Below are 12,525 nucleotides of genomic sequence, written 5' to 3' on the forward strand. Positions count from 1 at the left end.
CCGTTCCCCCTTCCTGTCACTTTTTTGTCTCCTGAGACAGCTGCGTTTGTGGTGAATTCAATGCTGTCGATGCTGTCGTTACCGGAACAGCATGAATCTCTGCGACAGAACCGTCGCCCAGCGTAACGCGCCACTCAGGAACAAGCTTCAACCCATCATTGGTCAGCTCCGGCTGATATACAGGAGTTAAATCCCTGATGTTTTTTCCTTTGCCTATCGTCTCCAATTGCTTCTTCAAGGTTTCGCCGCCCGGAAGCATAGCCTTCTTCGAGGATTGCTCCCCACCCTTGAGGTACAGCAGCGAACGATCATAGACAGATGCCGTTTCCTGCTGGATTTGCAGCGCAATCGTACCAAAGCGGAATGACGGTGTATCCAGCACCGGATAAGCCCCGTAATACTGCTGGAACAGCACACTCGTACGATTTTCATCGCTGCTTCTCATTTTCAGCTGATAAGAAGCATCCCAGCCACCATGTTGATTTACAAAATCAACTGCGGCCAATACATCCCTGATCGGGCTGCTTCCGCTCGCCCCGGGGGCGCTGGGATCGGTATAGCTCATCCATCGCTGATCCTGCTTGATTTGCAGACTCCGCTTGCTGTCAGTATAAATTTGGGAGCCATCCTTCTCCTGAATATTGCGTGTAATCCCCGGATCGAAAAACAAGTTGCGCTGCATCTGCTCTGTCGTAAACAACCCGGCATACACCACAGGCTGTACCGTCTCCAGATCGTTTACGGGAATGTAATACTGATTATCCACCAGTTCGTACAACGGGGCATTTTTGCCAAAATTCACATGCTGTCTTACATCCTCCACCGTCATGTCGAACTGGTTCGCCTCATACACGACATCGCCTCTGGCACTGAAAAAGAGCGCATGCGGCTTGGCATTCTTTTCGTCGATATAGATCCAGATGCGGTTAATCGTCTCTCCCTGAAACACCGAATCCGGCGTCAGACGCATGACTCGCTCCAGTAATGAAACGGGAACGCCGCCCGAAAAAGACAATTCAATGCCCTCATTTTCGCTGCGAATCCGCGCCCAGTCCGCCGACTGGATACTTCGACGCTGGAAATTGTTAAAACTCCGGCTTTCCAGCCGCGTGTAAATCAAGTCGTAAAAAGCAACACCCGGATAAAAAACAGTATGTTTTTTGCCCCCTTGGTGAATGAGCATTTTATCAGGAAACACGAGGTTCTCAATCTTTTTCTCCTGCCCCATGCTTTCGGTCTTCACATAGTTTGTTTCTGAAGTGAGTACAGAATCACTGCCTGGAAGGCGGTAGATCAAAAAATAAGTCTGTACCAGGCTGGAAGCCACCAGAAAAACAAGCGCCCCTGATTTCAAACGTTCCTTCACTGTGCTTCCCTCCCTTCACCCGACATGGGGAGCGTAAAGGTTGTGCAGGTCCCTTGACCATATTCTGACTCCAGAAAAATCTGGCCTCCATGTGCCTTTACAATTTCCCGGGCAATCGACAGCCCTAATCCTGTACCGCCCATATTGCGCGATCTTGCCTTGTCTACACGATAAAACCGTTCAAAAATCCGGTCCAGGTCCTTTTTCGGAATACCAATTCCGGTATCCTGTACCGAAATGGACAGCATCCCCTCACTGTTGCGGCGAGCTTCAATCCGAATACTCCCGCCCTCCGGCGTATATTTCAACGCATTGGACATCAGATTGTCCAATACCTGCTCAATTTGATCGCGGTCGATGACGACCTTGCCGATCCCCTGTTCTACGAACATTCCTGAGCGAATGTGCTTTTGCTTCATTTGAAAAGAGAATCGATCCGCCACTTCGTCCAGCATCTCCATCACATCCGCAGGCTGCATCCGTAAAGGCGCTTCATTGGAATCCAGCCGCGACAGATGCAGCAAATCCGTGACCAGCCGGATCATACGCTCCGTCTCGTTGCGAATTACGCCCACGAAGCGCTCCGCAAGCTGCGGCTCACTCAGAGCGCCATCATCCAGCGCTTCGGCATAGCTGCGGATCGTCGTCAACGGAGTGCGCAGCTCATGGGATACATTCGCTACGAATTCCCGCCGTGTCGTCTCCATCTCCTCCTGCTCCGTCACGTCCTGGAGCACGGCAATCGTGCCCGTAATGCCAAATTCCCGCCGATGAATCGGCGTGAACGTCACGCGGATCACGATCGGCTCATCCTGACCCGCAGGCTCCAGCTGCAGCAGCGTGGAGGCCGAAGAGCCGCTGTACAGGGCCTCGGTTTCCTCCGGATCGATCCCCAGCAATACCGCGATATGTCTACCGGTCATTTCGTTCTCGTTCACGCCCAGCATGGCGCTGGCCCGGCGGTTAACCAGAATGACCCGGCCATGATCATCTGTAGCGACTACACCGTCGCTCATATTGGTCAGGATGGAGGAGAGCTTCTCCTTCTCCTCTTCATTTTGGGACAGCGCCTCACGCAAGCGGCCTGTCATATAGTTAAAGGCCACGCTGAGCCTGCCGATCTCATCTTCACCAAACACCGGCATCTGCTGGTCAAACTTGCCCTCTGCGACCTCTGTCGCATGGCGTGTCATCACCTTGATCGGGTGTGTAATGGTATGCGCCAGCACTACGCCCAGCACAGCCGTCAACGCCAGCGCAATCAGCATACCGGACAGAAACACATTGTTAATGCGTTTCATCGTATCGTACAGCTCAGTCATCGAAGCGGCAATGTACACCGCTCCAACAATTTTGCCCTGACTGATGACAGGCTTGGCGACGACCTTTTTACGGACGTTATCCTCGTCCACCATGTACTCCTCGTTATCGCGAATCCCCTGGAGTGCGCGACTGACGACGGTCTGCGTGTTTTTACGCCCGACATAATCGGCGTGTGAGCCTTGGGAGGTGATCAATACCTTGCCGCTGGCATCCAGCACCTGAATTTCCGCACCGCTGAAATCGAACAGATTGTTCACCCGCGCGCGCAGGCTTTCTACGCTGTCCTCCTCCATTTTACCGTCACTGCCGCTCAAATCCTGCTCTGCCAGCACAGACAGCATTTCCGCCCGTGCCTGCAAATCCTGTGTAAAATTACTCGTCAGAGAGTTCTTCATGGAGCTGACAAAATAGACTCCGATCAGCTGCATCGCCACCAAAATCAGCAGCACATAAATAATAATCAGCTTGGCATGAATGGTGCGAAAGAAAGACAGCCATCTCATGCCCTCAGGCCACCTTTGCTCCCGCTAACAATATATCCGAGCCCACGGCGTGTCAGAATGGTCTCTGGTTTGCTCGGATTTTCCTCGATCTTCTCGCGCAGTCTCCGAATCGTCACATCCACTGTCCGTACATCCCCGTAGTATTCGAACCCCCACACCGCCTGCAGCAAATGCTCGCGGGTCATGACTTTTCCAGTATTCTTCGCCATGTAGTGCAGAAGCTCATACTCTCGGTGTGTCAGATCAAGCGGCGTCCCGTTTTTGTAAGCTGTATACATATCTGTATCAAAAAAGAGGTCACCCACGCGCAGCCCCTGCTTGTCCTCCTGCGGACGACTTTCCGGCGTACTTGCCCCGCCGCGCTGCTGTCTGCGCATCTGTGCCTTTACCCGTGCCAGCAATTCCCGTGTACTGAACGGCTTCGTCACATAATCGTCCGCACCCAGCTCCAGCCCCAGCACCTTATCAATTTCGCCGTCTTTGGCGGTCAGCATAATAATCGGCGTCTGGAGTTGATGCCCGCGCACCTCGCGGCATACATCCATGCCGTCCATGCCCGGCAGCATCAGGTCCAGCAAAATCAGGTCAGGCTGCTGCTTGACCGCAATATCCACCGCGCTGATTCCATCAAACGCGCAAATTACCTGGTAGCCCTCTTTTTCCAAATTAAATTTCAAAATATCAGCGATAGGCTGTTCATCATCCACGACCAGAATCGTCCCCTGCATACAGCGTTCACCTCTTCTCACGGATCGTCATTTATATTGATCTTTCGTGTGTTAATACCCATAAGATGCTGATTCTATTCTATCATACCCGCGCGCCATTCCATTACTTCTTCGGACCCTTTTCTTTACGCAGAAAAAACCATGCCTGCACCTGACCTTAGTCATGCAGAAAAACATGGCCTTTCCCCTTGATCTTCATGAATCATGTACATTCCGATATAATCGATAAATCTATCTTAAATACGTCATTGGATTTTGTGCGGTATTATTTTTGCGAATCTCAAAGTGAACATGTGTGCCTGTTGAACGTCCGGTGCTTCCCATGATGCCAATCGCTTCACCCTGCTGTACGACCTGTCCCACACGAACACCAATACTGCTCAAATGCCCGTATACCGTTTGGTAGCCGTTGCGATGGTCAATGATAATGACATTACCGTAGCCATTCTGTTGGCCTGCAAATGTGACCACACCATCATCCGAGGCTTGAATCGTATGATTGCCGACCAAATCAACGCCTTCATGCATACGTCCCCAGCGTCCTCCGAAGCTGCTCGTCATGATTGCACCCGCCGTCGGCCAGGCAAATTGACCCGAGCCTTCTCCCATGACCTTCGTGCCTCTCAGAACCACCTCGGTAACAGACGGCTGCAGCACCTTTTGACCGAGCCATTCCTCTTGCACAACCTCACCGTTCTCCTTGGTCAAACGATAGTCCATCTCTTTAAGACCCGCTTGTCCTGGTCTGACGACTTTGGTGACCCCTGCCTTCAATTCATCACTCTGGCGAATCTCAACCTCAGGCTCGATGGCAATCTGCTCGGCAACCTTCTCTACCGTCCGTACCGTGACTGGGGCCTTGGGTGCAGTGACCTTCAATTCGTCCCCAATTTGCAGATACAGCTCGCGCACGCCAGGATTATTCTGTTTAATATCCCAAGCCGTCATATTGAATTTAGTGGCGATGGACGACAACGAATCGCCTTCCTGTACCGTGTACGTTACAGGCTCCTCCCGGCCCTCGGTCAACACCTTGACCGCTTCTGCCTCCGTCAGCACCTTGTTAGGGTCAGCTTTCACAGGCTCATATGCAATTTTCTCACGGATACTGGCAGACTCCAGCCATGCTTTAGGAGTTTTGGTACTGGCACCAGCGTGACTGCTGCCCACCGACGTCTTGCGAACCAGCCCCTTAATACCTGCAGCCTTACTCTCACCCGCAGGTATGTATTTCTTCTGTACTTGCTTTAACGCCGCCTGTGCCGTCGCTTTATCCTTCACAATGCCAACCGTCTTTCCATTGACCTTCACTTCGACCCCTTTGGCATATGCTGTCAGCATGCCGTCCAGCTTTTTTAGCGTGGCAGCACTGTCGATGTCCGCTTTATATGCCTTTTCCGTGCTTGTTGTTACCGCGCTCGTATTAAGTACCATGTCCACGCCGGGATACTTGTCCTTATACTGTTTGGTCTTGGTAGCATACAGCTGCTTCAGCTGCTGCTCATTCAGGATATTGCCGACCTCGACGCCCTTTACATACACTTTATAATAAGGAACCGTGTTGGCTCCAACATACTGATTGCCAGCAAAAATAAGAATGCCTGCAATCACTACGCCGCCTGCCGTCCAGCTCAGCCATCTTTTCCGTCCGCTCCACCATGCTGCTATTTTCCCTGCTTGGCCAGCAGCATTGCTTTCAACGCTTGAAACCTCATTGCTGTGATCTGGTGAATACTTTCCCTTAGAAACCTCCATGGTCCTCTCCTTTTCAGCATATCCTCTCTCTATTAAATGCGTTCGTTATTGTTCTTTTCCACGACAAAAGTAGTCATTTTGCAAGTCTATATAAGTAATTAGTCGCTATATATCATTACGTAGTTGCGTAAAAGGTTTCAAAATTTTAACCTTTTCACAACACAGTTTACTTTAACATAGCTTTTACAAAGAATTCAACTGCGCTCCAATTTCTTCCGAGCACGCAAAAAAATCCGCGCCAGGCGCGGACTCCTCAGTGTTATGTTGAGCATAAGCTTTGCCCATAATATCATCGTTATTATTTGAGCATACTCATCAGCTTGTTGTACTCTTCTTTCGTCAAATACTTCGCAAGCACCTGCTGAATATCCTGAAGCTCTTGTTCGGTCAGGCCGCCTTCCATGGCGGCTGATATTTTCTGCATCTCCTCCGGCGGCAGCTTATTCATCAGAATCGCAAAAATCTCCTGTTTCTGCGCCGCAGGCAAATTGTTCTTCTTCTCCGTTAAATGATCGGGCGTAATCACCAAGTCATGGCCCTCAATACTGGTCGACTGACCTGTTTCAGGTGTAGCGGCACCTGTACCGCCTTCACCCTCGTCCAATCCCTGTCCCATGACGGGCAGAGCACCATCTGGTGGGGTTGCATTTTCCGAGCTCCCGCCCGTCGCCTTGCTTTTTCCTGTGTCTGTACTTTTACCTGTATCTGTGCTTTTATCTGCGCCCGAGTTCCCACTCAGCCAGCCCAATCCCCATATCGGTTGATGATCGAGCTGAATGTTGAATTGCCGCAGCAGCGATTGAACATAGGCATTCACGACCACACCTGTCACAGCCAGCGTCAGAACGCTGACCAGCACCACCGTCATTCCTTTTTTGAGCAGCCATCCAAGCCATCTCATATCCCGTTACCTCCTTCATACGCAGCTTGCCATGTGTACATCATCATGAAGTGCATATCAATCAGTATTGACGAGATATGACGATTTTTAACCCTTGGAATATGTAAAACTAGCACGCTTGAATAGTAGATGTGACCTAGCAGTGGATCAGCGGGTCCGGCGTACCCAAAAGCGGAAAATATCATTGCGGACATAATCCAGTGAATACAGCACCTGTCGGTTCAGCTCATCGTAATGAAGCTGCTTGAGCAGTAATACCGTAGCCTGTGGCTGCTGGAGCAGACGTGCCGCGTGGGCATCGTGATCATTCGGAACGGTAAGCTCTGAATAGGCCCCTACAATTCGTACCCCGGCCTGAAGCTCCAGGCTCTGAAATAAGGACCCTGAAAAAGAGCCGTCCTCCAGAATTGGACTCGCTAACTTTTCCGGCATCCAGTTTATAGAGTGTGCCACCGCTTCTCCGTCCGCGGTACGCGTACGCTCCAGCACAATCATCGGTTCATGCTCGGAAAGCTCCATTCGGTCGGCAATATCCGGCGGACACGCCGAAATCCTCTGGATGGATTTCAGTTGCTCGTCCTCCCGCAGCCCTGCAGAACGGATCATATCCCCGATGCTGTACAAGCGATCCAACGAACTGGGAATGCTGGGGAGCGGACGAGTGGCGAACGTACCGCTTCCGTGCTTTACCAGCAGCTTTCCTTCCGCTTCCAGCTGGCGAATGGCTCCACGCAGCGTCGTACGCGACACTCGGAACGATTGAGAAAGCGCAGCCTCCGAAGGCAGCCTGTCACCCGGGCCAATCTGGTTAGCCTCTATATATTCCTCTATGAGCAACTTAATGCTCTCTTGTTTGGTCGACACCGTCCAAAGCCCAGCCTTTCTATCATAATGATTGGATTCCAGCGATATAAATCGGATTCGTAAAAGCAATCATAGTAACGCAGTCTTCCATACATCCATATAGCTCAGCTCGTACCCAGCCCTTTTCTGCCGGGTCTTGCAGTGTTATCGTATATTCTCCGGATTGAGCAGGAATGTGGATTTCAGAGCATGTCCCCTGACGGCTGGTCAGCAGCAGACGAAGGCTTTGCGGCTCCAAACGGTAATGGGCGGCTCTGGTCTCTGTATCCAACTGTATCGTCACTGACAGTGCATCTTCTACCTGCGGTTCTACATATTCCCCGATACGATAGCGCTTGTCATCCCCCTCAACCTGTGCCTGCATCGTCAGCAACGGCCCCATCGTAACCGATGCAGAGCCGTTGCGAATCGCCTCAACGGCCCGGATCGCCAAGGTCCCCTGTTCTCCTGTCTCCTCCTGCACACCCAGATAAGTGACCGCCGGAAGGGCATCATCCGGTTTGGATACGTGCCAGTCCCGACCGCTTACCGCCGTGATGCGATAACCCTGATTCAGCAAATCCGTCCACATCGCAAATGCCCGCTGGCTGTCACGCTTAATCGATGGCATGAGTGTTGACCATACCTCGATATAATCGACCTCATGCCAGTCCTGAATGGTGTATTCCCAAAAACACCCCGTACAGATCGGGCTTCCAATCCTGAACGGATGGGCAATCCCTGCAATCCCTCCCTGCTCATGCACCTTCCGAATCCCCTCGTGAATATCATCCGGCCCGAGAACACGCCAGTCGATAAAACGGTCTACCCCAAGCGTCAGCATATGTCCGTAAAAGGTGGTCCATTCCATCCCTGGAATGATCGGGACACCAAACTGCTGCTCGACCCGCTCCTGATCTACAAGTGCAGACTGGGTATTGTGATCCGTCATGGCGATGCATTCAAGGCCGAGATTGGCCGCACTTTGGGCCAGCTCCTCCAATGTTTGCTTGCCATCGCTGTGAAGCGTATGGGTATGAAGCTCCGCCGGAATCCATTTAACCATGTGCAGCATCCTCCCCCCATACCTGAATGCTGTATGCCAGCGTCTCTGTTACAACGGCATGCAGACTGACGGTTATCCTCCACATTCCTGCGGGATTGTCGCCTGCGACAAATCCCGGCGAAGCCGCGGAAGGACCCAGTCGATGCTCCTGCTGCATCTCGGGGCGGTGTGCATTGCCCCGATGGCGAACAGGATCATCGACAGACAGTGTTAATAAATTTTGCAGTGGCGCATACTTCTTCCACGCGTCCTCAGCATGACCTGGTTCATCGTATCCGTATCGGCTCATACTCGCTTCAATCATGCTTCGAGCCTGCTCCTGATCCTCCAATAGCTTGGGGGTGTACGAAAACTGAATGTGAATGATGTCTGCCGGCTGTGAAATATGAAAAGAGTACGTAATATGGCTCTGGGTACAGGAACGATCAACTGTTCCTTCTACATACAGCAGCTTGCTCATACATGCTCATCCTTGCCTGCTTGGTAATTCTCGGCATTAGAACCTGAGTCTGCCTCGTCTGCCGATGCCCATAGAATACCTGTTGGGGTATCCCGCGTTAGCTCAAGCACCCGGTTGGTACGAATCCCCGACTGCTGTGGCAAATAATTTTCGTTCAGCATAAAAGCATACAATCCCGCCACCTTCATCCGGTCGGCACCGCCTTCCAGCAGCACTGCTCTGATTTCCGCTATATCATCCAGCGCAGGCTCTCCCGATAGCTTGATCGTCGTGGAAAAATGTGACTCAGCCCCCTCGTAAGCGGCTCTAAAATCCCCGAGTCTCAGATCATGATGGCACGATGAATACCACTGATCGGAGCCATGCAGGCGAAGCTGGATATCGACACAGGCATCCTCTTCACGTCGATTAAAGCCCGGTCTGGATGGCAAAGCGCGTTCACCGTCGGAACTGGGCACAGGATATTTGGACGTCTGGATAAAGACGTAGCTTCGCTGAGAAGCAAGGGCGATAGATGACGCAAGCGATGGCATTTCCAGCTCCTGCTGGCGCTCCATTTCCCACCCGGTGACCTGATAGGCAAAAGGAAAACGACTCATAACCGCCTCACGCGGCTCTTCCTCTGGCTTCCACTGGAATGAAGGTGTCAGCATAAAACGGTAGCCTGACGTAATATGATCCGTAAAGTTTCCATTGGTCGTAGCCGATTGAAGAACAGGATGCCCGCCCAAAGCATATTTTCCCTGGAAAGGAGTAGTGATGTGATGAGGGCCTTGGAAAACAGCATTCAACACGCCGCCTTCTGCATCCAGCTCAACGCGATACATCCATTCAATATCTGTTGTTCTTCCCCACTTGCTCATTAACAGCGGTGCTGGCGTTCCTTCATCCTCATGGCTGAACATCATCTGATATTCGATGATCGTTCGTTCTGCCTCCTCTGCCACCGAATAAAACAGAACCAGCGGCGTATCCGTGAAACGATTTTCATAGGGATGGGACAGATTGCGACCATACAAAAGAGGGGTGTGGCGATAGACAAGCGATCTGGCCGAAGAATCAGCCACACAGCGCAGCTCGACCCCGTCGATCCAGGCTCTGGACACCAGCGGAGCAGACTCCAATTCGCGGAATTCCGCATACACCTCATAATCGCCTTCCTTCAGATACCCCAACAAACGAGTGTACACACCCAGGCTGCTGCCATAATACAAAATAACGTCCTGATTATAGACATCGTTCAGGTAGAGGCGCACGAAGGCTGATTCCCGATCTGCCGCAGCCCAGTCGCTCTCCGAGCGGGCCAGCAAATCCAGCTCTGCGAATCCGTCTTCCGGCATGGAAAACGTGAATCGGAACCCGTTCCCCGTGCTGAGCTCGACCTCGGCTTTGTGTAAGGCAATCCGATACCCGCAATCCAGCAGGTCTTTTTCCTGTAATTCCCCGCGAAATCCGGTCATCTGCACTTCTGCTTGGCTGTTCATCCCTGTAACCTCCTTAGTGTATAGCGGCCATCTAGCCCGCATCCGCATCCTTCACCATGGTTCGAATATAAAAGTAGCCCATGAAAGAACACAGTAAAAACATAAACACTGCCATAGCGCTTGCCGTATGCGTTTCCTGATAGCTGGAAAATACCTGCTGCATGGCGACACCCAATACCTGCGGCGAGTTGGCTCCGATCAGGAACGGGGCTGTGAAGCTGCCCATGATTCCCATAAAAATGAAAGTCACCGCGACCCACATCGTTTTGTAGGAAAGGGGTAAAATAAAGCGCCCAAACAGCTGCATCGTGCTGGCGCCCGCATCTCTGGCACTTTCGACCACAGCGTTCGGAATGCTGGCAAGTGCCGAGCTGAGCAGCATGGTTGCAAACGGGATGTTGAACCACAAATTAGCCAGCACCAGCCCTTTGTAGTCATAAATAATCCTGGGAATGGTTTCAATGCCGAGCGGCAGCAAAAGACGTGCAGCCCAGCCGTGATTGCCATACATCGTAATAATCGCATACGTTGCAATTACTCCGGGAACAAACATCGGAATAAAATACAATCGGCCTATCCACTTTACGACGACCCCTTTGCCAAATCTCAGGTAAATCGCCAAAGCATAGCTGATGACCAGCGTAAGGGCCGTCGAGACTAGCGTGACATTGATCGTATATATAATATTTCTGCGCATGGCAGGCTCCGTGAACAGCCGAATATAGTTCGCCAGGCCGTAGCCGGTTCCATGCTGATCAATCAAGCTTTCCTTCACGGCATAGACAATGGGAATAATAACGACCACCAGCAAAATGAGAAAAGACGGGATGACCAGGGCAAGCCCCACCATCCCTCTTTTAGAAGATGAACTCATGATCAGCCGCCTGCGACTTCACTTTGCCAGCGTTTGTAGATTTCCTGCTGAAGCTCGCCGCTGTTGAAGCTGCGGTAGCCTGAAGATACGCTGTTGAATTTCTCTTGCAGCTCACTTGGCATCAGACTCCACTTGATTCCCGGGTATCCATACATTTTATTGATAACAACCTTCTGTGCTTCCGGTGTCAGCACATAGTTCAGAAATTCTTGTGTCGCTTCCTTCTTGGAGGAAAGGGAAGGAACCATCAGATAAGACGGGCCGCCTGTAAAAGCAGGATCAATCTGCGTCAGCTTGATCGTGTCAGGTAGCAGTCCTTTCGCCAATTGCTCCAAAGCCATATCGGACCAGGCTGGAATCATATCCACCTCTCCGCTCGCGAGAACATCAAGCGTGCCCTGATTCTTTTTCGGATAGACACCCTTTTGATACATCGAAGGCCCCAGTTCCTTAAGCAGTGAGAAGCCTTGATCCCATTTCTTCATATTAGCCGGATCATTGCTGTTCATGGCCTCTGGCGGGAGGAAGTTATAAATGACGGTATTTACAAACGAACTGCCTGAACCACCCGTGGACGGGTCGTTATAAGCAAACTTGCCGGGATGCTGGCGAATCCACGTATACAGCTCATCCGCTGTTTTGGGAGGCGTAGCCACCTTCGCACTATTATAGGCAAGAACTACCGAAGATGCCCGGTATGGAATAGCCTGATTATTTACTTGCTTCAGATAGGTTTCATCGACATTAGTCAGGTTCGGAACCTTCTTGGCGTCCATCGTGTCCCACAGTTGTTCACCTGCACCTCTGGTGATGTCATCCAGACTACCCTCGTACAGATCGATATCCACATCGGTTTGTCCGCTCTTTTTGGCTGCGATCAGACGATCCAGCGTCGATGCACCTCCGGTCCCGGCTGGCAAATATACCAGTTTGACCTTAATGCGATCATTTTTAGCTTCAAAATCTTTAATTAAGGTTTCCCATAACTCTTTGACGTTCAAAGATCCGCCAGTGTACAAGGAAATCTCCGTCGCGCCTGCAGCTGCCCCTGCTTTCGTGTCCTTGGCCTCTCCTGTCGTGGTTGCGGCCTTGCCGCTGTTCCCACATCCGGCCAATAACGATAGGCTGAGCACCCCAGCCAAAATCAGACTCATCTTCTTTTTCCCAAACACGTTGTTTCCTCCTTTAGATGGTTGCACAAGTTCGCAACACCGCTAGATGA

The 12,525-nt window shown here is 51.5% G+C and carries 11 protein-coding genes; all 11 read right to left on the reverse strand.

From position 1 onward, the window contains the following. Nucleotides 1–16: 16 nt before the first annotated feature. Entirely contained in the window at nt 17–1,366 is a 1,350-nt protein-coding gene (locus tag WG8_RS25495; protein WP_007433191.1) for a YycH family regulatory protein, read from the reverse strand. Next, nucleotides 1,363–3,192, reverse strand: coding sequence for a cell wall metabolism sensor histidine kinase WalK (gene walK / locus WG8_RS25500; protein WP_007433192.1), 1,830 nt, complete (start codon nt 3,190–3,192; stop codon nt 1,363–1,365). The genes WG8_RS25495 and walK overlap by 4 nt, the downstream gene beginning before the upstream one ends. Next, a complete protein-coding gene (gene yycF / locus WG8_RS25505) occupies nt 3,189–3,920 on the reverse strand; it encodes a response regulator YycF (RefSeq protein WP_007433193.1) in 732 nt (243 codons plus the stop codon). Before yycF ends, walK begins: the two co-directional genes overlap by 4 nt. A 231-nt stretch (nt 3,921–4,151) precedes the next feature. Next, nucleotides 4,152–5,675, reverse strand: coding sequence for a M23 family metallopeptidase (locus tag WG8_RS25510; RefSeq protein ID WP_007433194.1), 1,524 nt, complete (start codon nt 5,673–5,675; stop codon nt 4,152–4,154). A 298-nt stretch (nt 5,676–5,973) separates the two neighbouring features. Beyond that, entirely contained in the window at nt 5,974–6,576 is a 603-nt protein-coding gene (locus WG8_RS25515) for a hypothetical protein (protein ID WP_007433195.1), read from the reverse strand. A 147-nt stretch (nt 6,577–6,723) separates the two neighbouring features. Then, nucleotides 6,724–7,440: a GntR family transcriptional regulator gene (locus WG8_RS25520; RefSeq protein WP_043891427.1), complete on the reverse strand. Its 717-nt coding sequence runs from the start codon at nt 7,438–7,440 to the stop codon at nt 6,724–6,726. A 22-nt stretch (nt 7,441–7,462) separates the two neighbouring features. Then, nucleotides 7,463–8,485 carry a CehA/McbA family metallohydrolase gene (locus tag WG8_RS25525; protein ID WP_007433197.1) on the reverse strand — a complete coding sequence of 341 codons (1,023 nt, stop codon included), beginning with the start codon at nt 8,483–8,485 and terminating at the stop codon, nt 7,463–7,465. Further along, the gene (locus WG8_RS25530) at nt 8,478–8,945 is read right to left on the reverse strand and encodes a hypothetical protein (RefSeq protein WP_007433198.1); all 468 of its coding nucleotides are present in this window, start codon (nt 8,943–8,945) and stop codon (nt 8,478–8,480) included. The genes WG8_RS25525 and WG8_RS25530 overlap by 8 nt, the downstream gene beginning before the upstream one ends. Continuing rightward, complete coding sequence (locus tag WG8_RS25535) at nt 8,942–10,429, reverse strand: hypothetical protein (protein WP_007433199.1); 1,488 nt, start codon at nt 10,427–10,429, stop codon at nt 8,942–8,944. The genes WG8_RS25530 and WG8_RS25535 overlap by 4 nt, the downstream gene beginning before the upstream one ends. Nucleotides 10,430–10,460: 31 nt before the next feature. Next, nucleotides 10,461–11,303: an ABC transporter permease gene (locus tag WG8_RS25540; RefSeq protein WP_043891428.1), complete on the reverse strand. Its 843-nt coding sequence runs from the start codon at nt 11,301–11,303 to the stop codon at nt 10,461–10,463. Nucleotides 11,304–11,305: 2 nt separating this feature from the next. Further along, nucleotides 11,306–12,475 carry an extracellular solute-binding protein gene (locus WG8_RS25545; protein ID WP_007433201.1) on the reverse strand — a complete coding sequence of 390 codons (1,170 nt, stop codon included), beginning with the start codon at nt 12,473–12,475 and terminating at the stop codon, nt 11,306–11,308. Between the last annotated feature and the right edge of the window lie 50 nt (nt 12,476–12,525).

Source organism: Paenibacillus sp. Aloe-11 (assembly GCF_000245715.1).
Taxonomy (GTDB): Bacteria; Bacillota; Bacilli; order Paenibacillales; family Paenibacillaceae; genus Paenibacillus; species Paenibacillus kribbensis.

Excerpts from the sequence above, each read along its gene's own strand:
- WG8_RS25515 (WP_007433195.1), bottom strand. The coding sequence starts at position 6,576 with ATGAGATGGCTTGGATGGCTGCTCAAAAAAGGAATGACGGTGGTGCTG.
- WG8_RS25510 (WP_007433194.1), bottom strand. The coding sequence starts at position 5,675 with ATGGAGGTTTCTAAGGGAAAGTATTCACCAGATCACAGCAATGAGGTT.
- WG8_RS25530 (WP_007433198.1), bottom strand. The coding sequence starts at position 8,945 with ATGAGCAAGCTGCTGTATGTAGAAGGAACAGTTGATCGTTCCTGTACC.
- WG8_RS25535 (WP_007433199.1), bottom strand. The coding sequence starts at position 10,429 with ATGAACAGCCAAGCAGAAGTGCAGATGACCGGATTTCGCGGGGAATTA.
- yycF (WP_007433193.1), bottom strand. The coding sequence starts at position 3,920 with ATGCAGGGGACGATTCTGGTCGTGGATGATGAACAGCCTATCGCTGAT.
- WG8_RS25525 (WP_007433197.1), bottom strand. The coding sequence starts at position 8,485 with ATGGTTAAATGGATTCCGGCGGAGCTTCATACCCATACGCTTCACAGC.
- WG8_RS25540 (WP_043891428.1), bottom strand. The coding sequence starts at position 11,303 with ATGAGTTCATCTTCTAAAAGAGGGATGGTGGGGCTTGCCCTGGTCATC.
- walK (WP_007433192.1), bottom strand. The coding sequence starts at position 3,192 with ATGAGATGGCTGTCTTTCTTTCGCACCATTCATGCCAAGCTGATTATT.